Origin of the sequence: Micromonospora sp. WMMD1155 (assembly GCF_029581275.1) — a bacterium.
GTDB lineage: Bacteria > Actinomycetota > Actinomycetes > Mycobacteriales > Micromonosporaceae > Micromonospora.
Genome location: NZ_CP120742.1, coordinates 1302623 through 1329435 on the forward strand (window position 1 = coordinate 1302623; position 26813 = coordinate 1329435).

Consider the following 26813-nt stretch of genomic DNA (forward strand, 5'->3'; position numbering starts at 1 on the left):
TCATGATCGGCTTATCGGCCGATGCGTTATTCGGACGCGGCGGGGACGGTTCCCGCGCGACCGATCGCAAGATCATAAATCGTCGACCCGAAACCGAACCGGACAGTGTTGCGCGCCGGCACAGGACGTGTCGGCGCGCTTTTCTGCGATGGTGCGATTCAGTTTTGTCGACGCGGAGATCAGGTCAGCGCCGGCTCGGCCAGACGGAGCAGATCATCCGCCTCCGCCGCAGCCGCCGCGAGCCGATCGTTGTCGGCACGCAGACGCGTGATCTCGAACTCCAGTGCCTGCACCCTGGCACGCAGCCGGGTGACCTCGTCGAGCAGACGCCGGTCGGGCGCTGCACCTACGTGGCCGTAGAGGGCCTTCGCCATGCTGACTCCTTGATATGCGCTGCCGGAAAGGCCGGCCAACGCGCGCCCATTTGTACGCGGCTGTCATTCCAGGCTGTATCTGGGCATGACCGGGCGCGACTGGCGACACCTATATATTGAGCCGCAAACCCCTCCTTCGTCAAGTTCTCGCAGGCCGTAGATCATCTCCACGTCGACCTGTCCACTTGTCGGGGGGCTGCCTTCACGGCACGGACACGCTCTGTCCGGACACCTTTACTGTACGCCCGGATTCCCGGAAGTCCGCCCCCTGTCGTCCGACTTCCCCTTAACTCTTCCTTAGCCACGTTGCCGCAGGTCGCGGGCGCGCCGTAGCGTCACCCCGGCCCGCAACCGACCTCTGGAGGCATAGGCGTGTACGGCTGGACCGACCCGATGGACCCGAACGGCGCCCCCCGGCGCGCCGAGCGGCCGACCGACGAGCCGGCCTGGCTGCACGACCGCCCGGAGCCCCGCTCGGCCTACCTGTTCGGTGACGACGCCGACCAACCCGGCGACGACCGACGGTCGCCGCAGCAGGCCGACGGCTGGCACTCGGGCCGCCCGACGCCCGCCGACCCGGTCGACGCCCCCACCGCCGCCTGGCCGGCCCACCGCCCGGGCCGCGAGAGCGGCACCTGGGACAGCAACCACCCGGCCGAGGACACCACCGGCGGGTGGCACGCCGACAGTGACACCGCGACCACCGGCGGGTGGCGCACCGACACCGACCCCGACACGACCGGCGGGTGGCGCACCGAGGCCGGGGCGACCGGTCGCTCCGGTGAGGGACGGCACCGCTCCCCGCGCCGCTGGCGCAAGCCGATGATGATCGGCGGTGCCGCCGCGGCGGCCACCCTCGTGGTGACCTTCGGCGTCGGCGCGCTCGCGATGCCCGGTGGTGGCGACGGGGCCGATCAGCCGACGGCTGTCGACGACACCTTCGCCGCGACGCAGGCACCGACCGAACCACCGGCGATCGACACGCTGGCCGCCCCCTCCCCGTCGGCCGCGCCCAGCTCGGCGCAGCCGAGCCCCACGCCGAGCAAGGTCGTCAAGCCGACCCCCGCGGCGTCCCGGACCACCGCCGCGTCGCGCCGCGCGCGCAGCACCGCGCCGAGCACGACCAGCGGTTCGGGGTCCGGCGGCTCCAGCGGCACCGTCAGCTCGCAGGCCCGCGAGGTGGTGGACCTGGTCAACGCCGAGCGGGCCAAGGCCGGCTGCAAGGCGCTGACCATCGACGACAAGCTGATGACCGCCGCGCAGAAGCACAGCCAGGACCAGGCCGACCACCAGAACATGTCGCACACGGGCAGCGACGGCAGCAACGCCGGGGTCCGGCTGGACCGGGTCGGCTACGCCTGGCGCACCTACGGCGAGAACGTGGCCTGGAACCAGAAGACACCGACCTCCGTGATGGACGCCTGGATGAACAGCTCCGGCCACAAGGCCAACATCCTGAACTGCGCGTTCACCGAGATCGGCGTCGGCATCGCCAGCAGCAACGGGCCGTACTGGACGCAGGTCTTCGCAGCGCCGCGCTGACCGCGCGTCGTCCGCGCCCCCGCGCTCGTTTGACCCGATGAGGTACGTCGGGCCGAGCGCGGGGTCGGCGTACCGGTGCGGGCGGCGACGGGCCGCCCCGACCCCGGGAGCTGCCGATGCGGATCCGGCCACGGCGACGCCCCGCCGTACGCCCGCTGCACCGCGTCGCGTCGGCGGGCATCGCGTTGCTCATGGTCGTGCCGGCGTACGGCTGCCGCCCGGCGCTCACCCCGCCCGGCGCGCCCACCGCGTGGCCGGCCGGGCAGTCCCGCCACTGGCAGTGGCAGTGGCAGCTCACCGGTCCCCTCGACCCGACGGTGGACGCGGACGTCTTCCTGCTCGACCCGGTGGCCACCACCGCCGCGCAGACCGCCGAGTTGCACTCCCGGGATCGCCGGTTGATCTGCCAGGTGCACGTCGGGTCGGTCCGCTCCGCCGACCCGGACGCCAGCCGGTTCCCGGACGTCGTCCAGGGTGCGGCCGGGCCCCGGCCGGACAGCCGCTGGTTGGACGTCCGGAGCTGGGACGCGCTGAAACCGGTGCTGGCCGACCGGTTCCGGCTCTGCCGGGGCAAGGGCTTCGGCGCGGTCGCGCTCGCCGACACCGACGGGTACGCGTTCCGCACCGGCTTCCCACTCGACTTCGACGACCAACTGCTGTTCAACCGGAGGCTGGCCGAGCTGGCCCGCTCGTTGAGCCTCTCCCCCGGGCTGGTCAACGACGTGCCGCAGCTCGCCGCGCTGGCCCCCGACTTCGACTTCGTGGTCAACGAGGAGTGCGTGCGGCTGGCCCAGTGCGCCAAGCTGCTGCCGTTCGCCGACGCCGGCAAGCCGGTCTTCCACGTGGAGTACACCGGCACGACCGACGACTTCTGTGTGACCACGGTCGGCTACGGCTTCGCCTCGATCCGGAAGGACCGCGCGTTGGACGCCTCCCGGGAGGCCTGCCCGCTGCCCTGAGCCTGCTGCCGGGCCGGGCCGCGGTCGCGACCCGGCCCAGCACGCTCGACGTCAGGGCACCGGCACCAACTGCGGGGTGGGGGCCGGCGGGTCGCTGGGCGCGGCCTCCTGCGGACGCGGGCGCAGGAAGCGCGGGGCCCACCAGTTGGCGTCGCCCAGCATGGTCATCAGTGCCGGCAACACCACTCCCCGGATGATCGTGGCGTCCAGCAGGATCGCCGCCGCGAGGCCGATGCCGAGCTGCTTCATGTCGATCGTGCTCAGCGTGGCGAAGATCGAGAAGACCCCGACCATCACGACCGCCGCGCTGGTCACGACCCCGGCCGACGAGGTGATCCCGTACGACACCGCGTCGCGGTTGGGCATGCCGGACCGGATCGCCTCGCGGATCCGGCTGACCACGAAGACGTGGTAGTCCATCGAGAGGCCGAAGAGGACCACGAAGAGGAACAGCGGCAACCAGGACACGATGGCACCCATCGACGTGAAGCCGAGCAGTCCCTCGGCCCACTCACCCTGGAAGACCAGCACCAGCAGCCCGTACGCGGCACCGGCGGAGAGCAGGTTCAGCGCGATCGAACTCGCCGCGACCACCACCGACCGGAAGGTGAAGACCATGACCAGGAAGGTCAGCACCAGCACGAAGCCCATCACCAGCGGCAATTTGTCCCGGACGTGGGCCGCGTAGTCCTCGCTGTCGGCGACGCTGCCACCGACCGCGTACTCGACGCCGGGGATGCCCCGCAACCCGGCCGGGACCAGATCCTCGCGCAGCTTCTCCAGCGACTGCACCGACCGGTCGTCCCGGCTGGCGTACGGGGTGGCGACGTCCAGCACCGACACCTGCCGGTCGGCCGACACCTCGATCTTCGGGCCGTCCGCCTCGACCGGGGCGAACAGCGGATCGCCGGCCGCGCGGCCGGACAGGTCGGTGAGGGCGGCGCGTACCCGGTCGGCCTGCTCGGCCGGTGCCCGCACGGCCACCACGTGGTTGGTGCCGGTGCTCGGGAACGCGGCGGTGAGCCGGTCGTACGCCTGCATGGCCGGTGTGGTGCGCGGCAGGTCCTCCATACCGGGGAACTTCAGCTTCATACCGAGCGCCGGCGCGGCCAGCGCGAGCAGCAGTCCGACCGAGATGACGAGCGTCGCCACCGGCGCACGCAGCGCGGGCCGGAGCACCGCGGGAAAGAGCCGGGGCGCGCGGGGCTGGCCGTGTCGGCCGGTGCGCGGCGCGGTCAGCCGCCAGAGCAGCGGCACCCGGGGCCGGTCGACCCAGCGGCCCAGCCTGGCCAGCAGGGCGGGCAGCACCGTCAACGAACCGGTCACCGCGACGGCGACCACCAGGATCGAGCCGACCGCGAGGGACGAGAACACCACGTCACCGGCGAGCAGCAGCCCGGCCATCGAGATCATCACCGCGAGGCCGGACACCACCACGGCGTGACCGGACGTCTCCGCCGCGATCTCCACGGCGTCGAGGCCGGAACGGCCCTTGGCGCGTTCCTCCCGCTCCCGACGGATGTAGAACAGCGAGTAGTCGACCCCGACCGCCATACCGATCAGCAGGATCACCGGTGCCGTGGTGTCGGTCGCGGGCACCAGGTGCGAGGCGAGGGTGGACAGACCCATCGCGGCGGCGACCGACGAGAGCGCCAGCAGCACCGGCACACTGGCCGCGATCAACGCCCCGAACGCGATGATCAGGATCGCCAGGGTGACCGGCAGGCTGAGCAGTTCGGCACGCTCGAAGTCCTTGCCCAGCGTGTCGTCGAGGGCCTGACCGATCGATGGCCCGCCGACCTGTTCCACGCGTACCTGCGGATGCGCCGCCTGCACGCTGGCGGTGGCGTCGCGCAACGGCTGCACCCGCTCCGACGCCGTCTCCGGGTCACCGGACATGGTGACCGGCACCAGCAGCGCCGAACCGTCGCGGGCGGTGACCGGCTGCCCCACCGCGGCCACCCCGACGACCGTGCGCAGCCGGGCCGCCGCGTCGTCGGCGGCTGCCGTGGCCGCCGCCCGGTCCAGCGCACCGCCGCGAGAGGTGATCAGGACGTTGTCCACGGCCGGGTCGTCGAAGTCGGCGGCGTCCACGATCAGGCCCGCCCGCCCCGCCTCACCGATGGCCTGGTCACCGCTGGTGGCCTCGTTGAGACCAGCGGCGTTGCCGCCGACGAAGCACACCGCCACGAACACCGCCCACAGCGCGATCGCCCGCCACGGGTGCTCGGCGCTCCACCGCGCCAACCGCACCGTCACCGGTCTTCTCCGCATCTCGGCTCCCCCTGTCACGTCAGCCCCCCGGTCAACGGTGCTGACGTTAGGGGCGTGACGAGGCAGTCACATCGGGGATCGGCCCCGGCCCACCCCGGAAACCCCGGGTGGGCCGACGGGGGTCGGCCCGGCGGGCATCAACCCACGAATCGGACGTACGCCGGGGTACGGCCCGGAGCGGTCCGCCGCGACCCGCCGATGCCGCCCCGGAGTCGACTCCGGGTCATCCCCGAAGGGAACCCCGGGGCCGCGGTTGGCAGCGCGGGCAGCTGTACGAGGACCGGTTCATGAACGCCTCGCGGCGGATCGGCGTACCGCACCGGCGGCACGGCTCACCCTCACGGCCGTACGCGTTGAGCGCCCGGTCGAAGTAACCGCTCTCTCCGTTGACGTTGACGTAGAGGGCGTCGAAGCTGGTGCCGCCCTCACGGATCGCCTCGCCGAGCACGTCGCGGACATGGCCGAGCAGGCGCTGCGCGGCCGGGCCGGTCAGCGCGTCGGTGGGTCGCCCGCCGTGCAGTCGAGCCCGCCAGAGCGCCTCGTCGGCGTAGATGTTGCCCACCCCGGAGATCAGGGTCTGGTCGAGCAGGGCCCGTTTCACCTCGGTGTGCCGGCGACGCAGCGCGGCGACGAACCCCGCGTCGGAGAACGCCGGGTCGATCGGATCACGGGCGATGTGTGCGATCTCGTCGGGCAGCTCGGCTCCGCCTTCGCTCACCGAGAGCCCACCGAACGTGCGTTGGTCGACGAAACGCAGCTCCGGCCCGTCGTCGGCGAACCGGAACCGGACCCGCAGATGGGTCTCGTCGACGGTGCCGGACGGTTGGAGCAGCATCTGACCGGACATGCCGAGGTGACCGACTATCGCGTCGCCGCTGTCCAGTGGCAGCCACAGGTACTTGCCGCGACGGCGGGCGTCGAGCACCGTCCGACCGGCGAGCACGTCGGCGAAGTGCACGTCACCGGGAACGTGCCGGCGGACCGCACGCGGGTGACGGACCTCGACCGAGACGATCCGGCGGCCGACGACCCACTCGGCCAGCCCCTGCCGGACGGTCTCGACCTCGGGCAGCTCAGGCACGCCGCGACCCGGTCTCGTGGCCGTCGGCGCCCCCGGCCGGCAGGGCCTGCGCCAGGTGGTCGGCCTGCTCGGCCTGAGCTGCCCGCTCGGCGCGTTCCAGCGGACCGACCGACTCGTCGCCGGTCCGCCCGGCACCGTTGGTCTGCGCGGCGCCGTTGGCCTGCCCGCCCTGGCTGGTCGGGGCGGCACCATTGGTCTGGCCCTCGTCGCCGTTCTGGCCGTTCTGCTCGGCGAGCGTCCGCCAGGCGGCCTCGGCGGCGCGCTGCTCGGCCTCCTTCTTGCTGCGCCCCTCGGCACCGCCGTACCGGTTGCCGGCCACCACCACCCAGGCGGTGAAGGTCTTCAGATGATCAGGGCCGGTGCCCTCGATCCGGTACTCCGGAACACCCAGCCCGAGCGCCGCCGTCAGCTCCTGCAGGCTGGTCTTCCAGTCCAGCGCGGCCCCCCGACCGGCCGACTCGGCCATCAACGGGTCGAACAGCCGGTGGATGACGATGCCCGTCGTGTCCAACCCGTACTGGAGGTAGATCGCGCCGAGCAGCGCCTCCAGCGTGTCGGCGAGGATGCTCGCCTTGTCCCGGCCGCCGGTGGTCTCCTCGCCCTTGCCGAGCAGCAGGTACGCGCCGAGCCCGTCCGGACCCAGACCACGGGCCACGTCCGCCAACGCCCGCATGTTGACCACGCTGGCCCGCAGCTTGGCCAACTGCCCCTCGGGCAGGTCCGGGTGGTTGTGGAACAGCGCCGTGGTGATCACCACGCCGAGCACCGAGTCGCCGAGGAACTCCAGGCGCTCGTTGGTGGGCAGCCCACCGTTCTCGTACGCGTACGAGCGGTGGGTCAGCGCGCGCTGGAGCAGCTCGGGTTCGAGGCTCACGCCGAAAGCCGCTTCCAGGTGACTGACGGACACCCGCCGCCTCTTGTCGTTGCTCATGATGTGCGTACCTCGGTGTCGGTGGAACGGTTGGTGCGGTCCGTCACGGCGTCGCCGTCGAGCAACGCGGAGACCAGATCGGTGGCGCGCCGACGCCACAGGTGAGCGGCGAGGGCGATGCCGGAGGCGACGTCGCCGGCGCGGGCGGAACCGTGGCAGACGACCACCGTCCCCGCCACGCCCAGGAGGGCGGCGGCGCGGGGAGCGCCACCTTCGGCGGGAGGACCGCCGGCCATGGCGTACGCGCCCTCGATGGCCTTGAGCAGCACGTTACCGGTGAAGCCGTCGGTGACGACCACGTCGGCGCGCGCGCCGAGGGTCACGTCGTACCCCTCGACCAGGCCGACGTAGCGCGCCCCGGCGGGGAGCGGCTCGACGGTGAGCAACGGGTCGGTGGCCCGACGGACCCGGTCCCCCTTGCCGGCCTCGGTGCCGACCGACAGCAGCCCGACCCGGGGCGCGGAGATCGAGTGGGCCACCGCGGCGTAGGCGGCGCCGAGGACGGCGTGCCGGGCGAGGGTGGCCGGGCGGGGCTCCAGGGAGCCACCGACATCGAGCAGGACGACCGGCCCGGCCACGGCGGGCAGGGTGGCGACCAGGGCGGGTTGGCGGATCTCCGGCCAGCGGCCGAGGCCGAGAACGGCAGCGGTGACGGTGGCACCGGTGGCACCGGCGGACACCAGAGCGTCGGCGGTGCCGTCGCGGACGGCGGTGACCGCGGCGCGGACGGTGCTCTCCGCGCGGGCGGCGCTGGGGTGGTCGGCCATGCCGACCACGTCGCGGACGGGCCGCACCGCGACCCGGACGCGCTGCGCCGGATCGAGCTCAGCGATCAACTCGTCGGCGACCTCGGCCGGGCCGACGAGGAGCAGGTGCAGATCAGGGTCGGCGCGCATGGCCCGCAGAGCGCCGTCAACCACGACGGCGGGAGCGTCGTCCCCGCCGAGGAGGTCAACGGCGATCCGCGCGGTGCCCGGCTCCACGGGAACGCCGGCCGGAGTCGGCCGGGCGTCGGAGGGAGCCGGGGCACCGGGCGAATGCCAGGATGCGCGCGCCGCCCGACCTGAGGTCGGGGGCGTCACTGGGCGTCCAGGTCAGACCTCGAGAACCTGGCGGCCGTTGTAGGTGCCGCAGACGGAGCAGGCGGCGTGCGGCAGCTTCGGGGACTTGCACTGCGGGCACGCAACGGTCGCGACCACGGTCGCCTTCCAGTTCGCCCGGCGGGACCGGGTGTTGCTGCGCGACATCTTGCGCTTCGGGACGGCCACGGTTCTTACTCCTCTGTAACGGTCAGTTGCGACAGGCCCGCCCAACGCGGGTCGATCTGCTGGTGACTGTGGTCGGCCGGCAGATCGTCCCAGTGCGCCCCGCATTCGGGGCACAGTCCTGGGCAGTCCTCCCGGCAGAGCGGGTTGGTCGGCAGCGTGAGCACCAACGCGTCCCGCAGCGCCGGCTCCAGGTCGATCAGATCGCCCTGCATCCGGCCCACCTCGTCCTCGTCGGTCGTGGCGTCCGTGGTGCTGTCCTCGTACGCGTACAGCTCCTGGATCGTCACGCCCATCGAGTCGTTGATCTCGCGCAGGCAACGGCCGCACTCGCCCTTGACGGGACCGGTGATGGTCCCGGAGACGAGCACGCCCTCGGACACCGACTGCAACCTCAGATCGAGGTCGAGATCCGCACCCTCCGGCACGCCGATCATCTCCACACCGAGGTCCGCCGGTGCCGGCACGACCCGCTTGACCTCACGCAACGCGCCAGGGCGGCGCGGCAGGTCCCTCGTGTCGAGGACCAGCGGCGACCTGGGGTTGAGTGTCGATGGCGAGTGCTTGGGCATAGTTAGACTCCGGCCGGTGAGAGGCCGACAAAAAAGGTTACCTGGACGACCGCCGGACCGTCGAACCGGGGGCGACGCCTGCGGCGAGAATGTCGGCTGGTGAGGTGCCGCTCAGAAGGGTAGCGGGCGTTCCGCCTCGTCCCCAGCGAACGTGCCGATCTCCCGCAGGGCGTGCATCTTGTCCCGGCCGCGCTCTATCGAGGCCAGCGCCCGGGTGAGGAACTGCTCGAAGTTGGCCAGCGCGGTGTCGACGTAGTCGTCGACCTCCTCACGCAGCCGCTGCGCCTCGGCCCGGGCCTCGGCGATGATCCGGGCACCCTCGTGCTCGGCCGACACGGTGATCTCGTTCACCGAGACCAGGCGGGCGTGTTCTGCCTCACCCTCGCTGATGATCCGGTCCGCCTCGCGCTTGCCGGCCTCCATGATCTTGTCCCGCTCCTCCAGGAGCGCGGCGGCACGACGCAGGTCGGCAGGGAGGTCGGCACGTATCTCGTCGAGGGCCGCGATCGTCTCGCCCCGGTCGACCATGCAGTTGTTGCGCGACATCGGGACGGAGCGGGCCTGCTCCACCATGGCGATCAGTTCGTCGATGCGATCGAGCGGGTCCACCGGTACCTCACTCCTGTCGTTCTTCGGCCGACCTCCATGATGCGGGCTACGGCCGTTCCCCGCGCCACCAATCATGGCGTGCCCGCCCCACCCGCGCCCCATCCACCCCAACCCGGCGCGTCGCGACATCGTCACCCGGCGCCCACCGTGCCCGTACTCTTGCCTCGAATTCGCGCAAAAGGGGCGGGAGGGCGACCCGGGCGCTGCGACCGCCGCCAGGGAGCGAGCGGATCAGCTCCGGGGGCCGAGCCGGGCCTGGAGGGCTTTACGGACCGGGTCGGGGACGTGCGCGGAGATGTCGCCGCCCCACTTGGCCACGTCCTTGACGAGGCTCGACGAGAGGAACGAGTAGAGCGGGTTGGTCGGCATGAACAACGTCTCGACGCCCGCCAGCCCGATGTTCATCTGGGCCATCTGCAACTCGTAGTCGAAGTCGCTGACCGCCCGCAGACCCTTGATCAGCACACTCGCCTGCTGGGCCCGGCAGAAGTCCACCAGCAGCCCCCGGAACGACTCGACCCGCACGTTCCCGTACGACGAGGTCACCTCGCGGAGCATGTCGATCCGCTCCTCGACGGTGAACAGGCCACTCTTCGACTGGTTCACCAGCACACCGACGATCACCTCGTCGAAGAGCCGACTGGCCCGCCCGACGATGTCGAGGTGTCCGTTGGTGACCGGATCGAACGAACCGGGGCACACCGCACGTCTCATGATCGGCGACCGTACCAAAGTGTGGTCTCGCCGTAACGGCGACTGCGGTCGGAGGTGATGCCGTCCACCCAGTCGAACTGCCTGGTCCGACTGGACCGCTCCACCACCACGAGCGCGTCGGGCGCCAGCCACCCGCCGTCGACCAGAGCGGCCAACAGGGCGGTGATCTCCTCGTCCGGGACCGCGTAGGGCGGATCGGCGAAGACCACGTCGTACGGCCCGCCGTCCGGGCCGGCGGCCAGCGCCGTCGCCACCTTGCCGGCGACCAGGCGGGCAGCCGGGCCGACGCCCAGGGTCGCGACGTTCTCCCGGATCACCTGGGCCGCCCGTGGGTCGGACTCGACAAGCAGCACGTGCCGGGCACCCCGGGAGAGCGCCTCCAGCCCGACCGCGCCGGAACCGGCGTACAGGTCGGCGAAGCGGGCGCCGTCGAGGTCGACCTCGGCCTCGACGGCGCTGAACAACGCCTCCCGGACCCGGTCGGACGTGGGTCTGGTGCCGGCGCCGGAAGGCGCGGCGATCCGCCGACCACCGAGTGCGCCGGCCACGATCCGGGTCACGGTCTCCTCCTGCTCATACCCGCGACGCTACGCGACCCGTCGGACCTATCGCCCGACACGGTCGGTACCACCACGAAGATCACGTGATCACTTCTCGTATATCAATGATCTCAACTTCATAACATCCGTCTTAGCAAATCCTGAGCGCTGTCTCACGACCGGCGATCTCGCTAGGGTCTGCCGGGTGCCGGCGGCAACCCACCGGCCCGCGGTACGGGAGGGCGCCTCTCCGATCGGACGTGCAGCGACCGTCCACTGTCACTCCCGTGCCACACCCCTGACGCTTCAGCACTCCAGGAGTACCCGTGATCCGTCCCAAGCTGTCGCTACAGCGACCGCTGGCCATCCTGGGAGCCGCCCTCATCGGCCTCACCGGGGCAGTCGCGGTGGCCGGCCCGGCCAGCGCGCACCACACCACGATCACCGCCGTAGCCGACTGTGACCGGCTCACCGGCGAGCGCGTGATCACCTGGAAGGTCGAGAACAGCGAGCGCGACAAGGCGGTCACCCTCAAGACGGTGACCGCGGAGCCGGCGACCGAGGTCACCGTGCCCGTCGAGGGCTCCGAGGCGGTCCCGCTGCAGGGCACCGTCATCCGCAAGGGCGCCAGCGTCCTGGCCGTCCAGCGGGTGCCGGGCGACACCGCCACCGCCAAGCTCACCATCTTCGGCAAGTGGAAGAAGAACGGGCAGGAAGCCACCAACGACGGCAGCATCAACCTGGCCGCCGACAGCTCCTGCGCGCCGGCACCGAAGTGCGTCGACGTCGACAAGGCCACGTACAGCCACACCTTCGACGGTCCGAAGGGCACCGCCACCGTCAAGCTCGACGGTGACCTGCCGCTCTGCGGCGAGGGCAAGCAGTGGTTCACGCTGGTGTCGTACTTCGCACCCCGGCCGCAGTTCGCCACCCCGCAGTACGTCTACGGCACGCCGGACAGCAACTGGATCGGTGGCACCCAGACCGAGATCGAGCTGAACGTGGAGATCCCGGACTGCCACACCCAGGTCGACCTGATCTGGGGCGGCAAGGACGAGGTCATCGACGAGCTGGTCGACGGTGGCAAGCGCTACGGCGACAAGAAGCTCGGTTCGGCGGGCGCCCCGGGTAACCGCTCGAAGGGCCCGCAGGGCTGGTACAACGGCGGCAGCAAGAGCTGCACCACCCCGGCCTCGACCTTCGCGTCCAACTGCGACGGTTCCGTCGCCGTGTCGCTGAGCAACGACGGCAAGATCAGCAAGTACGCGGTCGAGTTCGAGGTCAAGGGCGAGAACGGCTTCACCAAGAAGGTCTCCGTCCCGGCCGGCAAGGCCGACACCAGCGTCGTGGTTCCCGCCGCCGACGCCGGCAAGATCGAGGTGCTGGTCGACGGCAAGGTCGTCGAGAACGGCACGTACTCGTGGCAGCGCCCCGAGGACTGCCCGCTGCCGGTCGTCACCACCAAGGCCGACTGCAAGGACTTCGCCCTCACCGTGACCAACCCCGAGGGTGGCCTCCCGGTCAAGGCGACGTTCACCTACGGCGACAAGAACGAGACCCGTACGGTCGCCTCCGGCGAGTCGGAGACCGTGACCTTCACGGCCGGCAAGACCGAGTCGGCGCTCGTCGCGCTGCCCGACCTCGACCTGGAGATGGAAGCCATCTACACGCCGGAGGGCAACTGCGGCGGCGGTGGCGCCGGTGGCGAGGAGCCGGGCCTCCCGGTCACCGGTGCGGCGGCGGGCGGCATCGCCGCCGGTGCGATCGCGCTGCTGATCGCCGGCGCGGTGCTCTTCGTCATCGCCCGGCGGCGTCGGGTGACCTTCACCGCCTGAGACAACCCGCTCTGACGACAGAGGGCGCGTCGACCACCCGGTCGGCGCGCCCTCTGTCGTGCGCGGGGTGGCCCACCAAGCCCTGGGCAACCTCGCATACGCTGCGCGGCCCACCGGCTGCGCGGCCCACCGGCCACCCTGGGTGGCGTGATCGACTCGGAGTCATTGAAGTCGGGGCATCCCCCAGGGCTCGACACCCCGGTTTCCTGAAACGGGAGTGGATCACGAGCCTGGCCCACGCCGGAAGAGGCCGGGGCGAGCCGGAGCGGGGCCGGAGCAGGCCGCAGCGGGGCCGGAGCAGGCCGCAGCGGGGCCAGCGCGGGCCGGTCGAGGGCAGGTCAGGCGACCTCAGCCCTTCTCCAGGTACTCCGCGCGGTCCTCGTCCACCAACGCGGCCACCGAGGCGGCCAGCGCCGGGTTGCGGGTCAGCTCCGGGTCGTCCTCGATCAGGGTGATCGCCTCGGCACGGGCGTCGCGAATCAGCTCGGCGTCCCGTCGCAGCGACAGCAGCCGCAGGTGCGACCGGCGCCCGGACTGGGTGGCGCCCAGCACGTCACCCTCACGGCGCTGTTCCAGATCCAGCTCGGCGAGCTTGAAACCGTCGCTGGTGGACGCCACCGCGTCCAGCCGCTCCCGCGCCGACGACCCCTCGGCCGCCTCGCTGACCAGCAGACAGAGCCCGGCGGCGGCACCCCGGCCGACCCGACCCCGCAACTGGTGCAGTTGGGAGACACCGAAACGGTCCGCGTCCAACACGATCATCACGGTCGCGTTCGGCACGTCCACGCCGACCTCGATCACGGTGGTCGCCACCAGCACGTCCAGGTCACCGGCGGCGAAGGACCGCATCACCGCGTCCTTCTCGTCGGCCGGCAGGCGACCGTGCAGCACCCCGATCCGCAGCCCGTGCAGCGGCCCCTCGGCCAGCAGCGGTGCCACCTCGGTCACCGCCAGCGGCGGGCGTCGACCGTTGTCGTCCTCGGGTGGCGGCTCCTCGTCGGAGGTGGGACCGTCACCGATCCGGGGACAGACCACGTACGCCTGGTGGCCGGCGTTAACCTCCTCGCGTAGCCGACGCCAGGCCCGGTCCAGGTAGGCCGGCTTCTCGGCGGCCGGCACCACGTGCGAGGCGATCGGCGACCGCCCCCGGGGGAGCTGGGAGAGGGTGGAGACCTCCAGGTCGCCGTAGACGGTCATCGCCACCGTGCGCGGGATGGGCGTGGCCGTCATCACCAGTACGTGTGGCGGCTGGTCGGCCTTGGCCCGCAGGGCGTCGCGTTGCTCCACACCGAAGCGGTGTTGCTCGTCGACGACCACCAGGCCGAGGTCGGCGAAGTCGACCCCCTCGTAGAGCAGGGCGTGGGTGCCGAGCACGATGCCCGCGGCACCGCTGGCGACCTCGCCGAGCGCCCGCCGCCGGGCCGCCGCGCCCAGCGAGCCGGTGACCAGCTCGACCCGGGTGGCGTGCTCGGCGGAACCCAGCTCGCCGGCTCTGCCGAGCGGCCCGAGCAGGTCGAGCATGCCGCGGTGGTGCTGGGCGGCCAGCACCTCGGTGGGCGCCAGCAGCGCGGCCTGCCCGCCCGCGTCGACCACCTGAAGCATCGCCCGCAACGCCACGACGGTCTTGCCCGAGCCCACCTCACCCTGCAACAGGCGGTGCATCGGGTGGGGTGCGGCCAGGTCCGCGGCGATCTCGACGCCCACGTCGCGCTGGCCTTCCGTCAGCTCGTACGGCAGACGGGCGTCGAAGGCCTCCAGCAGCCCACCTGGCCGGGCCGGGCGGGGTCGGGCCGGCCAGTCGGCTGCCCGGTGCTTGCGCTGGACCAGGGTCAACTGGACGGCGAACGCCTCGTCCCACTTGAGCCGCCGCCGTGCCCGGTGCAGTGCCTCCTTGCTGGACGGCCGGTGGATCTCCTTCAGCGCGGTGCCCAGCCCGACCAGCTTGCGGCCGGCTCGCACGTCGGCCGGCAGCGGATCGTCCGGCGGGGTGAACGTGTCCAGCACGACGCGTACGCACCGAGCGATCACCCAGGTCGGCAGGGCCGCCGCGGCCGGGTAGACGGGGATCAGCGCGCCGGCGAACTCCTCGATCTCGTCGTTGACCGCCGCCTCGCCGTCCCCACCGTCGCCGAGCAGCACGTACTCCGGGCCGTTGAGCTGTCGTTTACCCCGGAACTCGGTGACCTTGCCGGCGAACAGCCCCCACCGACCGGGGCGCAGCTCCCGCTCGCGCCACGCCTGGTTGCCGAAGAACGTCAACGTCAGGACCCCGCCGGAGCCGTCGCCGACGGTCACCTCCAGCAGGTTGCCCCGCCGCTGCCGCATCGGACGCACCGCGGTGCGCTGCACCTGGGCCAGCACGGTGACCTGCTCGCCGACGTCCAGGGAACGGATGTCGGTGTGCTCGCCGCGCTCGTCGTAGCGGCGCGGGAAGTGGTAGACCAGGTCACCCGCGGTGTGCAGGTCGAGGTGCGTGGCCAAGGCCTTGGCCGTCTTGTCCCCGACCAGCTTCTTCAGCGGAGTGTCCACGGTGGCTGGTTCGCTCATTCGATCCCTACCAGGAGCGGATAAAACGGCTGGCCCCCCGGGTACGCGTGCACCTCGACGAACGGCCAGCGACTCGCGACGTGGGCGCGGACGGCGTCGGTGAGCCCGGCCGGGGCGTCCAGCCCGGCCAACAGGGTGACCATCTCGCCGCCGCCGCCGAGCATCCGGTCGACGACTGCGGCGCAGGTGTCGGTGAGGTCGGTGCCGATCAGGTGCACCTCCCCCTCGACCAGCGCCAGGACGTCGCCGGGGCGGCACGGCCCGGCGACGGTCAGCGCCTCCCGGCTGGCGTGGCAGACCTCGGCGTAGCGGCACGCGCCGGCCGCCTCGGCCATCGCGATCACGTCGTCCTCGAAGCGGCGGTCGCCGTCGCGGACCGCGAGGGCGGCGAGCGCCTGCACGGGCGAGCGGGTCGGCACCACGCTCACCTTGATGCCGTGCCGGTGGGCCTCGCGCGCCGCCGCGCTGGCCACGGCCTCCGTGTCGGCGTCGTTGGGCAGCACCACCACCCGGGCCGCACCGGTGCTGCGGACGGCGTCCAGCAACTCACCGGTGGACGGGTTACCCGGCACGACGGTGGCGCCCTCCGCGGCGAACAACTCGGCGATGCCACCCCCGGTGGCGACCACCACCGCGGCCCGGCCGGTCGCCACCGGCCCCGGGGGCGACTCCGGCTGGTCGGCGAAGCGGGTCACCGAGATCCGGTACGGCCGACCGGCGGCGACGCCGGCCTCGACCGCCGCGCCCACGTCGTTGACGTGCACGTGCACGTTCCAGGTGGCCTCCGGCTCCCGCCCGTCGCCGACGACGACCAGGGAATCCCCCAAGGCGTCGAGCGTCCGCCGCAACCCGTCGACCGCCTCAACGCCTGCGTCGAGGAGGAACTGCACCTCGTACGCGTACTCCTCGGAGCCGGTCTCCCGGGCGGCGGTGGCCGCCGGACGGACGGAGCGCGGCGGCGGCGCGGGCCGGGCGTCGGTCTCGCCGGTGAGCACCGCGACCAGGGCGTCGAGCAGCACGCAGAGCCCTCGGCCACCGGCGTCGACGACACCCGCGCGGGCCAACGCCGGCAGTTGCTCCGGGGTCCGGGCGAGCGCCTCGGTCGCGGCCCGGGCCGCGACGCGGGCCACCGCCGGCAGGTCGTCGCTGTCGGCCTGTTCGGCTGCCGTGGCGGCCGCCGCGACCACGGTGAGCACCGTGCCCTCGACCGGCCGGGCGACCGCGGTGTACGCGGCGGCGGTGCCGGAACGCAGCGCGGCGGCCAACTCCCGGCCGCGCACCACAGGCACCCCGGCGACCTCGTCGGCGACCCCCCGCAGGATCTGCGAGAGGATCACCCCGGAGTTGCCCCGCGCGCCGAGCAACGCGCCCTGCGCCAAAAGCCGCAGCGCGTGCCCGTGTGCGGTCGGCCCGCTGTCGGGGAGAGTGTCCAGATCCATCGCGAGCGCCTGCTGCGCCGAGGTGAAGGTGAGCACCAGGTTGGTGCCGGTGTCACCGTCGGGCACCGGGTAGACGTTGAGCTGGTCGATCTCGCCCTGGTGGCGCTTGAGCGCGGCCAACCCACTCGCGCACCAGCGGCGGACCGTGGCGGCGTCGAGGGTGTCCAGCACGGGCAGAAGCCTACTGGCGCGCACCGACACGCGCCGGAGTCGTCCGGCGTGTCCTCCGCGTCCCGGTCTCGCGGTGACCGCAGCGCGGGCGGACACCTCCGGTAGCCTTGCCGCCGGGCCGGCCCACTCGCGGGCGGACGGGCCCTCGACCAGGTGGGAGCCGGAGCGCGAACGAGCGCCGGACCGGGCCGGTTGGCCGGGTCGGCGAGTCATCGGGTAACCTGACCAGGTTGCCCGGGTAGCACCTGCCGGCGACCCCATGAACGTATCAATCCCAGGAGTATCCCGTGGCTAGCGTGTGCGACGTCTGTGGCAAGGGACCGGGCTTCGGCCACAACGTGTCCCACTCGCACCGGCGGACCAACCGCCGCTGGAACCCGAACATCCAGTCGGTGCGTACCCCGGCCGGTGGCGGCAACACCAAGAAGTTGAAGGTCTGCACCTCGTGCATCAAGGCCGGCAAGGTCACCCGCGCCTGACGCGGTAGCACCCACTCTCTCGTACGGCTCAGCCGGCGGACCCTGAGGTCCGCCGGCTCTGTCGTGTGGTGGGGACCGCTCGCCCTCAGAGGGTGCGGCCGAAGGAGACGCAGCCCTCCGCGTCCTTGTAGAAGCCGAAGTTCGGGATCCGCTCGTACCCCGCTGAGCCGTACATGGCGATCGCCTCGGGCTGCTTGTCACCGCACTCCAGGACCACCCGCTTGCGGCCCTGCTCACGGGCCGAGCGCTCGACGGCGGCCAGGACCGCGCGGGCCACGCCGCGCCCCCGCGCCGCCGGCGCCGTGTACATCCGCTTCAACTCCGCGGTGTCCGCGCCGTGGCTGCGCCAGCCGCCACAGCCGACCGGCTCACCGGCCAGGTAGGCCACCAGGAACGCACCGTCCGGCGGCTCGAACTCGCTCGCGTCCACCGGGGTGTCGTCGCCGGAGCCGCCGTAGCGGGCACCGAGGTCGGCCAGTGCGGCTCGGATCAACTGCTGCGCCACCGGTGCGTCGAACCGCACCGCCCGGATCTCGATCTCACTCACGGTGTCCAGGGTACGGCGGGTGCCGGGCCCTAACGGAAGTGGTCCCAGCCGGTCGGGCCGTCGTAGGGCGCGCCGTCGACGGTCACACCGCCACCGTGCGTGACCACACCGATCGGCCGCCACTGCGGTGGCAACGCCACCGCCGGGGGGAAGGTCGCGGCCAGCGCGTGGTCCTCGCCACCGGCCAGGATCCAGGTGTACGGGTCGACGCCGAGCGCCTGCGCGGCGTCGGCCATCTGCCGGGGCACCTCGAACGCGTCCCGGCGGACGTCGATGGCCACCCCGCTCGCCGTCGACACGTGCCCGAGATCGGCGAGCAGCCCGTCCGACACGTCGATCATCGAGGTGGCGCCGAGCGTGGCGGCCTGCGGCCCGGCCGGGTAGGGCACCTGCGGCCGCCGGTACGCCTCGACCAGCAGCCGGGGGGTCCGGAACCCCCGGGTGAGCACGTTCAGCCCGGCTCCCGCGTACCCGGTGCGTCCGGCCAGGGCGAGCACGTCCCCCGGACGGGCACCGGACCGCACCACCGGCGGGCGCCCCTGCAGGTCGCCGAGCGCGGTCACCGCGACGGTCAGCGTGGGACTGGAGGACATGTCCCCGCCGACGACACTCGCGCCGACCGTCGCCGCCTCCGCGGACAGCCCGTCCGCCAACTCCTCCGCCCAGCCGGTCTCCAGGTCCGCCGGCATGCAGAGGGCGACCAAGAGGGCCGTCGGCGTCGCGCCCATCGCCGCGATGTCCGCCAGGTTGGCGGCCGCCGCCTTGTGCCCCACGTCGCGGGCCGAGCACCAGTCCCGCCGGAAGTGTCGCCCGTCGACCAGCACGTCCGTGGAGGCCACCACCCGGCCGTCCGGGGCGGTCACCACCGCCGCGTCGTCACCGGGGCCGAGCAGTGTCGTCGGCCCGTACGACAGTCGAGCGGTGATCCTCCCGATCAGCCCGAACTCCCCGATCCCGGACACGCTGACGCCACCGCCGCCGTTCCGCCCGTGCCGCCCGGCTCCGCCCTGCTCGCTCACCGCTGCTCCTTGACCACCGATAGGGATCAGACCTGGTCCGTAAGGTAGTTTCACCCTTCGGGCCGCTCCCGAGCGGCGACGGACGGAGGTCGAGTCGTGGTACAGGCGTACATCCTCATCCAGACCGAGGTCGGCCGCGCACGTGACGTGGCGGGTCTCATCGCGGACATCTCCGGCGTCGTACGCGTCGACGCCGTCACCGGGCCGTACGACGTGGTCGTCCTCACCGAGGCGAACACCGTCGACGAGCTGGGCAAACTCATCGTCAGCAAGGTGCAGATGGTGCCCGGGATCACCCGCACCCTCACGTGTTCGGTGGTGCGGCTGTAAGTGGACGAGATGACGACCTCCTCCTCCGCGTTGGACGACGACGGGACGCGCGAGGCGGCCGATGGGACGGGTGACTCGGCTGACGGGACGCGTGGGCCGGCTGACGGTAACCGCGAACCGGCCGACCAGCCCGCCGCCGCGCCGGCCGGTCGGGACCGGACCATCCGTGGTGCCGCCCTCCTGGCCACGTTGATCGCGTTGCCCGTCACGTTGTTGGTGGCAGTGCTGGCCTTCACCAAGCTCGCCCCGGACACGCCGGTCGCCGCGCCGACACCGTCCGCCGGCGGCGTCCAGGTGCAGTCCACCACCCCCGTGCAGATGGCCGCCCCGGCGCTGGCCGCTCGACCGGCCACCGTCTGCCGGGCACTGCTCTCCCAACTACCGGCGAGCATCCGCGACCTGGCCCAGCGGCCGGTGACCGCCGGTCCCGAGCAGAACGCCGCGTACGGCGATCCGGCGCTCACCGTGGCCTGCGGCGGCACCGAGCCGACGTTCCCCAGCACCGACGAGGTCTGGACGGTCAACCGGGTCTGCTGGCACCTGGCCGAGCAGGCCGACGCGGCAGTGCTCAGCACCGTCGACCGGGAGACGCTCATCACCGTGCGGGTTCCCCGCTCGTACGAGCAGCCCTTGCAGTGGGTGCCGGCCATCTCCAGCACGATCGTGGCGACCGTGCCGTCCGGCGGCGCCATCCCGTCCGGCTGCCAACGCTGAGCAGGCGCGTCCTCGTCGGCGGCCGACGCTGAGCGGTGGCTGCCGTCGGCGGTTACGTCGGCGCTGCCGTCGACGGCCGACGCTGAGCCGGTGCTGCCGTCGGCGGGCTCACGTTGCGTGGGCACTGCCATCGGCGGCCGACGCTGAGCCGACGCTGCCGTCGGCGGGCTCACGTCGCGTGGGCCCCGCCGTCGACGGCCGACGCTGGGCGGGCCCCGCGCCGACTGACCGGGCGGGGCCGGCTGACTCAGTGCAGGCCGACGCCGCGCCGCTGGGCGGTGCGGATCAGCCGGTTGACCAGCTTCGGATATTCCAGACCGGCGGCCGCCCACATCCGCGGGAACATCGACGTCGGGGTGAACCCGGGCATCGTGTTGATCTCGTTGAGGTAGACGTCCAGCTCGGGCGTGACGAAGAAGTCCGCCCGGGCCAGGCCGGCGCAGTCCAGTGCGGTGAACGCGCGGACCGCGTACTCCTGCACCTGGCGGGTCACCCGCTCCGGCAGGTTCGCCGGGATGTCGTACTCGCACGAGTCGTCGAGGTACTTCGCCTCGAAGTCGTAGAAGTCGTGGTCGGCGACGACCCGCACCTCGGCCAGCACCGACGCTTCCGGCGCGCCGCCGGCCTCGCCCTCCAGCACACCGCACTCGATCTCACGGCCGACGATGGCGGCCTCGATGATGACCTTCGGGTCGAACTTCCGGGCGGCGGCGACCGCGTCGTCCAGCTGCGCCCAGTCGCTGACCTTGCTGACGCCGAACGACGACCCGGCCCGGGACGGCTTGACGAACACCGGCAGGCCCAGCCGCTCCTTGTCCTGCTCGCTGAGCGTCATCCCGTTGCGCAGCACCGCGTACGCGCCGACCGGGATGCCCTCGACGGCGCAGAGCTTCTTGGTGAACTCCTTGTCCATCGCGGCGGCGGACGCGAACACGTTCGCCCCGACGTAGGGGATGCCGGCCATCTCCAGCATTCCCTGGATGGTGCCGTCCTCGCCGTACGCGCCGTGCAGCACCGGGAAGACCACGTCCACGTCGGCCAGCACCCGCGGACCCTCGGTGGGGTCGAGCACCATCAACCCGTTGCCCGTGGGGTCGGCGCGCAGCACGACGTCGTCGCCGGAGTCGGCGGTGATCTCCGGCAACTGACGGGCGTTGATCGCGAGCTGGGCGGGATCGCCGTCGGTCAGCACCCACTGGCCGGCCCGGGTGATGCCGACGGGCACCACCTCGAACTCGTCCGGGTCGAGCGCCTCGAACACGCTACCGGCGCTGACGCAGGAGATGCCGTGCTCCGGGCTGCGGCCGCCGAACACGATCGCCACGCGGGTCTTGCCTGGGGTGGTCACTCCGGTCACCTCTTCGTACGCGACTGCGGCTGGTCGTGCTCGCCGGTGGCGCTCACCCGGTTGACCTTACTGTGCGTGGCGGCGGGGCGAGGCGATACCCGGCGAGCCACGGCACGACACGGCAATCGGTCAACAGAGGATATACGGTGCGTGACGGTGCGGTAGGGGTCTCGCAGGCCGGTGACCTGGGCCTATCCAGCGCCGGGAGTGCCGTCGACCTCAGTCCCGGGAGTGCCGTCGACCGACGGCTATCACCTTCACCCGCTGCCGGCCGGCCCGCACCATGCCCAGCGCCATGAACGCCCCGGCGATCCGGTCGGCGGCCTCGCGACTGCTGGCACCGACCACCTGCCGGCGGCGCTCCGGCGCGACCCGCTCGTTGCGCTCGATGCCCTCCACCGGGCGCACGTCGGTGAGCACCACGAGGAAGCGGGTCATCGACGGCCGCCCGCGTGCACGGCGGGGGGCTGCGGGCAGGTTCCCACGTCGTCTCCTTCCGGCGGGCCGGGATGGCGGGGCGGCACGCGACGATCGGGTACGGGGGAGAAACCCGATCGCCGCGCGCCCCATCCCCTCCGGTCGCTCACCACCACCGTCGCCACGACAACCGGTGGTGAGGACGCGATAACAGATTGACACGTGTACAGCCGTGAATGCAACTCTCATCGACGTTCTCTCATGCAGACGTTCCCGCGAATGTGTGCGACCATCGATGTATGGCTCCGAAGACCGCCCGTGCCCGCCGGCTCGGCATCGCCCTGCGCCATCACCGGGAAGCCGCCGGGCTGACGCTGGAGACCGCGGCGGATGAGATCAACAGCACCCGCAGCACCCTCTCCCGATACGAGAACGCCCAGACCCTGATCACCCCCGCCACCGTGCGCGCCCTGCTCACGTCGTACGGGGTGAGTGCCGAGGAGGTGGCCGCAGCGGTGCTACTCGCCAAAGACGCCCGCAAGCCGGGCTGGTGGGTGTCGTACTCGTACCTGCTGGACCCGCGCACCATCGACTTCATCGCATTGGAGGCCGAGGCCACGGCCATCGCCAACTTCGAGCCCTCGGTGGTGCCCGGCCTGTTGCAGACCGCCGACTACGTCCGTGGCGTGATGCGCGGCGGGCCGCACACCCTCGGCGACGATCTGGTGGAGCAACGGGTCAAGATCCGGCTGGACCGACAACAACGGCTCACCGGCGACAACCCGCCCATCTTCGACGCGATCATCGACGAGGGCGCGTTGCTACGCCCGGTCGGCGACCGGTCGGTGATGGACGGTCAACTACGCCACCTGGTCAAGATGGCCGAGCTGCCGAACATCAGCGTCCAGGTGATCCCACTGTCGGCCGGTTACCACCGGGGCACGCGGGGCTCACTGCACATCCTCGAGTTCGCCGACCCGGAGGACCCGATCATCGCCTCGGTGGAGACAGTCGCGGGTCAGATGATCCTGGACCGGGCCGGCGAGACGCGTACCTGCACCAAGATCATGGAGCATCTCCGAAGCGTGGCGCTCAGCCCGGCGGACAGCCGCGAGATGCTCCTGTCAGTCCTGAAGGGACGGTAGGACCGATGACACCGACAATCACAGCGGCCTTGGCCGCAGCGGCGTGGCGCAAGAGCAGCCGCAGCGGCGACGAGGGCGCCTGCGTCGAGGTTGCCGCGCTGCCGCGGCTGGTGGCCGTCCGCGACTCCAAGGACCCGGCCGGCCCGGCCCTGCTGTTCCCGACCGCCGCCTGGGCCGCCTTCGCCCAAGCACCACCCCGCCCCTGACCAGATCCCGCGCCCCACGCAGCGAACCCGACGCCTGCCAACCGCCCGCCGCGCCGTCGACAAGAGGGCGCGGCGGGCCGGGCCGAGCCCCGGCCGACCACCTCGGCACGGCCGGTCTCGGCACGGCCGGTCTCGGCACGGCCGGTCTCGGCACGGCCGGTCTCGGCACGGCCGGTCTCGGCACGGCCGGTCTCGGCACGGCCAGCCCAACGCACGGCCAGCCCAGGCAGGGCCGATCAGCGAACGGCCCTTCGGCACGGCCAGCCCAACGCACGCCAGGCGCAGGGCACGCCGGGCTCAAGGCACAGTCGGCGGAAGGGGGCGGGCTTCAGGCGACCAGCGGGCTGGGCTCCGGAGCCGCACGCAGCCTTTCCAGGGCGGCGATCGCCACGCCCCGGGCACCGGCCATGTCCCGGTCCGGCACCAACGCGAAGGTGGCCACGGCCGCCTGCTCCTCGCGAAGCACGGTGTGCTCGCGGACCGTCGCCAGGAACCAGTCGCGGAACTCCGGCGCCGCCTCGACCACTCCACCGCCGACGAAGTACGCGTGCGGGTCGGTGAAGTTCGCCGCCACGGTGAACAGCCGTCCCAACGCCATCGCCTGCTGGGTGAACAGGTCCCGCGCGAGGGCGTCCCCCCGTTCGCCGTATCCGCGTACCAGCTTCGCGGCCCGGGCCACCGGTTCGGCGGCGAGCGGGTGGTCCGGGTACCGGGTCAGCCAGTACGGCAGCAGGTTGCGCTCGATGCCGGTCAGCGAGGCGACGCTTTCGACGTCACCGGTGAAGCCACAGGCGCAGGTGGGTTCGGGCTGGTCCGGGCCGAGCAGCCCGCTCAGCGGGATGTGCACGTGACCGAGTTCCCCGGCCATGCCGGCCGCACCGGCGATCACCCGACCGCTCTCCACCACGCCACCGCCGAGGCCGGTGCCGACGATCGCGGCGACCGACGAGCGGGTCATCGCCTCGGCGCCGAAGTGGACGTGGTGCGCGTAGAGCGCCGCCGCGTTGCCGTCATTGTGGTAGATCACCGGCAGGCCGAGCCGCCGTTGCAGCGCTCCCCGTACGTCGAAGCCCCGCCAGGCCGGCTGGGAGAAGTTGGTGGAGCCCCGCGACGAGATGACGCCGTCGGCGCTGGCCGGGCCGGGAGTGTCCAGCCCGACGGCCTGAACCAGCTCGCGCGGCACTCCGGTCTGGGCCAGGGCACCGTCCAGCGCCCGGGCCAGCGCCTCGATCGCCGCCTCGGGCCCGGCCTGCACCTCGCTGGGGATCTCCAGCAGCCCGTCCACCAGGAAGCGGCCGTCCACCGTCAGCACGGTGGCGTTGTTGCTCGTGCCGCCGTTGTCCAACCCGACGACCACCGGCACCCCTGCGCTGCCCACCGAAACCGCCTCCCGCCGTCATGATTGTGAGCCGAGGCTAGTGCCAAGCCCTCTCCCCCGCCACGCCCGGCCCGCCCCACGCCCGACGCCCCACGCCCGGCCCCCGCCACGCCCGGCCCCCCGCCACGCCCGGCCCGCCCCACGCCCCACGCCCCACGCCCCACGCCCCACGCCCCACGCCCCACGCCCCACGCCAAGATCCGCGCAACTTCCCGGATGTTGCTGCCTCCGACACGCGGGAGACACCAACATCCCTGATGTTGTGCGGATCTTGGCGGCGGGGCACCCCAACGCGGGGGACCCTGTGCGCGAGGCACCCCAACGCGGGGCACCCTGTGCGCGGGGGCGGGGGGACCTGGCGCGGGCAGCCCGGCGCGGGCGACGGGCACCCGGCGGGTACCGAGCGCGGCGAGGCTCAGGTGGGGCGGCGGGCGAGGACCGCGGTGGCGTCCAGGTCCTCGTCGTGGCGCACGGTGGGGAGCAGGCCGGCGGCGCTGAACGCGGCGCAGAGCGCGTCCACCTGGGTGACACCGGCCTCGACCACCAGGTGCCCTCCCGGGGTCAGCCATTCGGCCGCGTCGACGCCGACCCGGCGCAGCACGGTGAGCCCGTCCGGCCCGCCGTCGAGGGCCACCGGGGCCTCGTGCAGCCGCGCCTCGGGAGGCATCAACGCCACCGCCTCGGTCGGCACGTACGGGGCGTTGCAGAGGACGAGGTCCAGCCGCCCCCGCCAGCGCCGGGGCAGGGGCGCGAAGAGGTCACCCTCGTACACCTCGATGGTCAACCCGTCGACGTTGCGCCGCGCGCACGCGACGGCCGCCGGGTCGACGTCGGCGGCGGCCAGCCAGCGTGGCGTGAGCCGGTGCGCCAGCGCGACAGTGGTGGCGCCGGAGCCGCAGCAGAGGTCCACCACGGCCGGGGTCGGGCCGGTCACCTCGACCGCCACCTCGACCAGCAGGGCGGTCCGGGCGCGCGGGACGAAGACGCCCGCGTCGACGGCGATCCGCAGGCCGGCGAACTCGGCCCACCCGAGCAGGTACTCCAGCGGTTCACCGGCCACCCGCCGGTCGGCCAGGTCGGCCAACGCGGCCGGTGAATCGGCGGCGGCCAGCAGCAGGTCGGCCTCGTCCTCGGCGTAGACGCAACCAGCGGCGCGCAGCCGGCCCACGAGAGCTGCCCGACTGACGTCGCCTGACGCCCGGCGGGGGCCGCCGTCGCGCACGGCGTCGGTCGGGGACGGTGATGGCACCGGCGTCCTCAGACCGGCCCGGCCGCGTCCAGTGCGGCGGCGATGTCGGCCACCAGGTCCGCGGTGTCCTCGGCCCCGCAGGAGAGCCGGACGAAGCCGGGTGCGGTGTCGTCGCCCCACTGTTCCCGGCGGTCCGCCGTGGTGTGCAGGCCACCGAAGGAGGTCGCCGCCGCCACCAGCCGGGCGGCCTCGATGAACCGGCCCACCCGTTCGGCGCTCCCCAGGTCGAACGAGAGCACCCCCGGCATCCGGCGCATCTGGGCCGAGGCCACCGGGTACGCGGGGTCGTCCGGCCGCCCCGGCCAGCGCAGCCCGGTCACGTCCGGCCGGTCGGCGAGCAGGTCGACGACCGCGGCGGCGTTCGCGCTCTGCCGGGCCAGCCGCAGGTCCAGGGTGGACAGTGACCGGTGTGCCAACCAGGCGTCGAACGCCCCCGGGACCGAACCGGTCGTCGTCCGCCACGTCGTCACCGCGGCGATCAGTTCGGTGGACCGGCTGGCCAGGTAACCCAGCAGCAGGTCGGAGTGGCCGGTGAGAGCCTTCGTGCCCGAGGCGACCACCAGGTCGGCGCCGAGGTCGAGTGGGCGCTGACCGAGCGGGGTGGCCGTGGTGTTGTCCACCGCGAGCAACGCGCCGGCGGCGTGCACCCTCTCGGCCAGGGCCACCAGGTCGACCACGTCCAGGCCCGGGTTGGCCGGTGTCTCCACGAGCACCAGCCGGACACCCTCGAACGACGGGTACGGCCCGGCGGTCGGCGCGAAGAGCACCCGGACGCCGATCGCCTCCAGCACTTCGGTCGCGAACGCCCGGACCGGGAAGTATCCGTCGGTGGGCAGCACCACCGTGTCACCGGGGCGCAGCAGGGTCAGCAGCAGCCCGGTGATGGCCGCTTGCCCGGTGGAGAAGACGCGGCACGCACCGCCCTCCAACTCGCCCACCGCCGTCTCCAGCAGCCGCCGGGTCGGGTTGTCCGGGCGACCGTAGCCGTTCGGCGACGTGCCCTGACCCTGGAACGGGTCGAGGTGGTACGGCGCGGCGAAGACCGGCCCCGGCAGGAACGGGTCTCCCGGCGTCGGCTCGGGCAGGCCGGCGCGTACGCAGCGGGTGCCGTCTCCCAACTCGCTCATCG

27 protein-coding genes are annotated in these 26813 nt (G+C 72.6%); 8 read left to right on the forward strand and 19 right to left on the reverse strand.

Annotation, left to right across the window (positions count from 1 at the left end; translation table 11 throughout):
• Positions 1-179: 179 nt before the first annotated feature.
• Positions 180-374, reverse strand: coding sequence for a hypothetical protein (locus tag O7617_RS05670; protein WP_007456482.1), 195 nt, complete (start codon positions 372-374; stop codon positions 180-182).
• A 372-nt stretch (positions 375-746) separates the two neighbouring features.
• Between O7617_RS05670 and O7617_RS05675 the strand changes: the two genes are divergently transcribed.
• Together O7617_RS05675 and O7617_RS05680 are read left to right on the forward strand one after the other, a co-directional pair.
• Positions 747-1916 carry a CAP domain-containing protein gene (locus O7617_RS05675; RefSeq protein ID WP_282262002.1) on the forward strand — a complete coding sequence of 390 codons (1170 nt, stop codon included), beginning with the start codon at positions 747-749 and terminating at the stop codon, positions 1914-1916.
• 116 nt (positions 1917-2032) lie between these two features.
• Positions 2033-2875: an endo alpha-1,4 polygalactosaminidase gene (locus O7617_RS05680; RefSeq protein WP_282262003.1), complete on the forward strand. Its 843-nt coding sequence runs from the start codon at positions 2033-2035 to the stop codon at positions 2873-2875.
• Between the two features lie 51 nt (positions 2876-2926).
• Here O7617_RS05680 and O7617_RS05685 read toward each other — a convergent pair whose 3' ends face one another.
• From O7617_RS05685 to rsmD, 9 genes are all read right to left on the reverse strand, one after another.
• Complete coding sequence (locus tag O7617_RS05685) at positions 2927-5149, reverse strand: MMPL family transporter (protein WP_282262004.1); 2223 nt, start codon at positions 5147-5149, stop codon at positions 2927-2929.
• Between the two features lie 223 nt (positions 5150-5372).
• Positions 5373-6230, reverse strand: a complete 858-nt coding sequence (gene mutM / locus O7617_RS05690) for a bifunctional DNA-formamidopyrimidine glycosylase/DNA-(apurinic or apyrimidinic site) lyase (protein ID WP_282262005.1) — start codon at positions 6228-6230, stop codon at positions 5373-5375.
• Entirely contained in the window at positions 6223-7161 is a 939-nt protein-coding gene (gene rnc, locus O7617_RS05695; protein ID WP_282262006.1) for a ribonuclease III, read from the reverse strand. The genes mutM and rnc overlap by 8 nt, the downstream gene beginning before the upstream one ends.
• Positions 7158-8144, reverse strand: a complete 987-nt coding sequence (locus O7617_RS05700; protein ID WP_282262007.1) for a phosphate acyltransferase PlsX — start codon at positions 8142-8144, stop codon at positions 7158-7160. Before O7617_RS05700 ends, rnc begins: the two co-directional genes overlap by 4 nt.
• A gap of 111 nt (positions 8145-8255) precedes the next feature.
• A complete protein-coding gene (rpmF, locus tag O7617_RS05705; RefSeq protein ID WP_030335284.1) occupies positions 8256-8429 on the reverse strand; it encodes a 50S ribosomal protein L32 in 174 nt (57 codons plus the stop codon).
• 5 nt (positions 8430-8434) lie between these two features.
• Positions 8435-8998: a YceD family protein gene (locus O7617_RS05710; RefSeq protein ID WP_282262008.1), complete on the reverse strand. Its 564-nt coding sequence runs from the start codon at positions 8996-8998 to the stop codon at positions 8435-8437.
• 111 nt (positions 8999-9109) lie between these two features.
• Positions 9110-9607: a hypothetical protein gene (locus O7617_RS05715; RefSeq protein ID WP_088991070.1), complete on the reverse strand. Its 498-nt coding sequence runs from the start codon at positions 9605-9607 to the stop codon at positions 9110-9112.
• 231 nt (positions 9608-9838) lie between these two features.
• Entirely contained in the window at positions 9839-10321 is a 483-nt protein-coding gene (coaD, locus tag O7617_RS05720; protein ID WP_282262009.1) for a pantetheine-phosphate adenylyltransferase, read from the reverse strand.
• Positions 10318-10881 carry a 16S rRNA (guanine(966)-N(2))-methyltransferase RsmD gene (gene rsmD, locus O7617_RS05725; RefSeq protein WP_282262010.1) on the reverse strand — a complete coding sequence of 188 codons (564 nt, stop codon included), beginning with the start codon at positions 10879-10881 and terminating at the stop codon, positions 10318-10320. The genes coaD and rsmD overlap by 4 nt, the downstream gene beginning before the upstream one ends.
• A gap of 305 nt (positions 10882-11186) precedes the next feature.
• Here rsmD and O7617_RS05730 point away from each other — a divergent pair, with 305 nt between their 5' ends.
• Positions 11187-12695: a cell wall anchor protein gene (locus tag O7617_RS05730; protein WP_282262011.1), complete on the forward strand. Its 1509-nt coding sequence runs from the start codon at positions 11187-11189 to the stop codon at positions 12693-12695.
• A gap of 348 nt (positions 12696-13043) precedes the next feature.
• Here O7617_RS05730 and recG read toward each other — a convergent pair whose 3' ends face one another.
• The gene (gene recG, locus O7617_RS05735; protein ID WP_282262012.1) at positions 13044-15242 is read right to left on the reverse strand and encodes an ATP-dependent DNA helicase RecG; all 2199 of its coding nucleotides are present in this window, start codon (positions 15240-15242) and stop codon (positions 13044-13046) included.
• Complete coding sequence (locus O7617_RS05740; protein ID WP_282262013.1) at positions 15239-16852, reverse strand: DAK2 domain-containing protein; 1614 nt, start codon at positions 16850-16852, stop codon at positions 15239-15241. The genes recG and O7617_RS05740 overlap by 4 nt, the downstream gene beginning before the upstream one ends.
• Positions 16853-17139: 287 nt before the next feature.
• Between O7617_RS05740 and rpmB the strand changes: the two genes are divergently transcribed.
• The gene (gene rpmB, locus O7617_RS05745; RefSeq protein WP_011905179.1) at positions 17140-17331 is read left to right on the forward strand and encodes a 50S ribosomal protein L28; all 192 of its coding nucleotides are present in this window, start codon (positions 17140-17142) and stop codon (positions 17329-17331) included.
• 85 nt (positions 17332-17416) lie between these two features.
• Here the strand turns inward: rpmB and O7617_RS05750 are convergent, their stop codons facing one another.
• Both O7617_RS05750 and O7617_RS05755 read right to left on the reverse strand, forming a co-directional pair.
• On the reverse strand, positions 17417-17878 hold the full coding sequence (locus O7617_RS05750) for a GNAT family N-acetyltransferase (protein ID WP_282262014.1): 462 nt from the start codon (positions 17876-17878) through the stop codon (positions 17417-17419).
• Between the two features lie 29 nt (positions 17879-17907).
• Positions 17908-18840, reverse strand: coding sequence for a thiamine-phosphate kinase (locus O7617_RS05755; RefSeq protein ID WP_282264645.1), 933 nt, complete (start codon positions 18838-18840; stop codon positions 17908-17910).
• Positions 18841-18993: 153 nt separating this feature from the next.
• On the opposite strand from O7617_RS05755, the gene O7617_RS05760 reads away from it, so the two are divergent.
• Together O7617_RS05760 and O7617_RS05765 are read left to right on the forward strand one after the other, a co-directional pair.
• Positions 18994-19227, forward strand: a complete 234-nt coding sequence (locus tag O7617_RS05760) for an Lrp/AsnC ligand binding domain-containing protein (protein ID WP_030335303.1) — start codon at positions 18994-18996, stop codon at positions 19225-19227.
• Positions 19228-19941, forward strand: a complete 714-nt coding sequence (locus O7617_RS05765; RefSeq protein WP_282262015.1) for a DUF3515 family protein — start codon at positions 19228-19230, stop codon at positions 19939-19941. It begins immediately after the preceding gene.
• 247 nt (positions 19942-20188) lie between these two features.
• On the opposite strand, the gene O7617_RS05770 is transcribed toward O7617_RS05765, so the two are convergent.
• Together O7617_RS05770 and O7617_RS05775 are read right to left on the reverse strand one after the other, a co-directional pair.
• Positions 20189-21289, reverse strand: coding sequence for a D-alanine--D-alanine ligase family protein (locus O7617_RS05770; RefSeq protein ID WP_282262017.1), 1101 nt, complete (start codon positions 21287-21289; stop codon positions 20189-20191).
• 219 nt (positions 21290-21508) lie between these two features.
• Positions 21509-21727: a hypothetical protein gene (locus tag O7617_RS05775; protein WP_145785114.1), complete on the reverse strand. Its 219-nt coding sequence runs from the start codon at positions 21725-21727 to the stop codon at positions 21509-21511.
• 278 nt (positions 21728-22005) lie between these two features.
• On the opposite strand from O7617_RS05775, the gene O7617_RS05780 reads away from it, so the two are divergent.
• A complete protein-coding gene (locus tag O7617_RS05780) occupies positions 22006-22851 on the forward strand; it encodes a helix-turn-helix transcriptional regulator (protein ID WP_282262020.1) in 846 nt (281 codons plus the stop codon).
• 5 nt (positions 22852-22856) lie between these two features.
• Positions 22857-23057: a DUF397 domain-containing protein gene (locus O7617_RS05785; RefSeq protein ID WP_282262021.1), complete on the forward strand. Its 201-nt coding sequence runs from the start codon at positions 22857-22859 to the stop codon at positions 23055-23057.
• Positions 23058-23385: 328 nt separating this feature from the next.
• Here the strand turns inward: O7617_RS05785 and O7617_RS05790 are convergent, their stop codons facing one another.
• The 3 genes from O7617_RS05790 to O7617_RS05800 form a co-directional block, all read right to left on the reverse strand.
• Positions 23386-24435, reverse strand: a complete 1050-nt coding sequence (locus tag O7617_RS05790; protein WP_282262022.1) for an ROK family protein — start codon at positions 24433-24435, stop codon at positions 23386-23388.
• A gap of 415 nt (positions 24436-24850) precedes the next feature.
• A complete protein-coding gene (locus tag O7617_RS05795; protein WP_282264646.1) occupies positions 24851-25603 on the reverse strand; it encodes a putative protein N(5)-glutamine methyltransferase in 753 nt (250 codons plus the stop codon).
• 89 nt (positions 25604-25692) lie between these two features.
• Positions 25693-26811, reverse strand: a complete 1119-nt coding sequence (locus tag O7617_RS05800; protein WP_282262024.1) for a cystathionine gamma-lyase — start codon at positions 26809-26811, stop codon at positions 25693-25695.
• Between the last annotated feature and the right edge of the window lie 2 nt (positions 26812-26813).

What these genes read in the sequence shown, in the direction of transcription:
- O7617_RS05670 (WP_007456482.1), bottom strand. Translation starts at nt 374, where the DNA reads ATGGCGAAGGCCCTCTACGGCCACGTAGGTGCAGCGCCCGACCGGCGT.
- O7617_RS05680 (WP_282262003.1), top strand. Translation starts at nt 2,033, where the DNA reads ATGCGGATCCGGCCACGGCGACGCCCCGCCGTACGCCCGCTGCACCGC.
- O7617_RS05685 (WP_282262004.1), bottom strand. Translation starts at nt 5,149, where the DNA reads ATGCGGAGAAGACCGGTGACGGTGCGGTTGGCGCGGTGGAGCGCCGAG.
- rnc (WP_282262006.1), bottom strand. Translation starts at nt 7,161, where the DNA reads ATGAGCAACGACAAGAGGCGGCGGGTGTCCGTCAGTCACCTGGAAGCG.
- O7617_RS05710 (WP_282262008.1), bottom strand. Translation starts at nt 8,998, where the DNA reads ATGCCCAAGCACTCGCCATCGACACTCAACCCCAGGTCGCCGCTGGTC.
- coaD (WP_282262009.1), bottom strand. Translation starts at nt 10,321, where the DNA reads ATGAGACGTGCGGTGTGCCCCGGTTCGTTCGATCCGGTCACCAACGGA.
- recG (WP_282262012.1), bottom strand. Translation starts at nt 15,242, where the DNA reads ATGAGCGAACCAGCCACCGTGGACACTCCGCTGAAGAAGCTGGTCGGG.
- O7617_RS05775 (WP_145785114.1), bottom strand. Translation starts at nt 21,727, where the DNA reads ATGACCCGCTTCCTCGTGGTGCTCACCGACGTGCGCCCGGTGGAGGGC.
- O7617_RS05780 (WP_282262020.1), top strand. Translation starts at nt 22,006, where the DNA reads ATGGCTCCGAAGACCGCCCGTGCCCGCCGGCTCGGCATCGCCCTGCGC.
- O7617_RS05785 (WP_282262021.1), top strand. Translation starts at nt 22,857, where the DNA reads ATGACACCGACAATCACAGCGGCCTTGGCCGCAGCGGCGTGGCGCAAG.
- O7617_RS05800 (WP_282262024.1), bottom strand. Translation starts at nt 26,811, where the DNA reads ATGAGCGAGTTGGGAGACGGCACCCGCTGCGTACGCGCCGGCCTGCCC.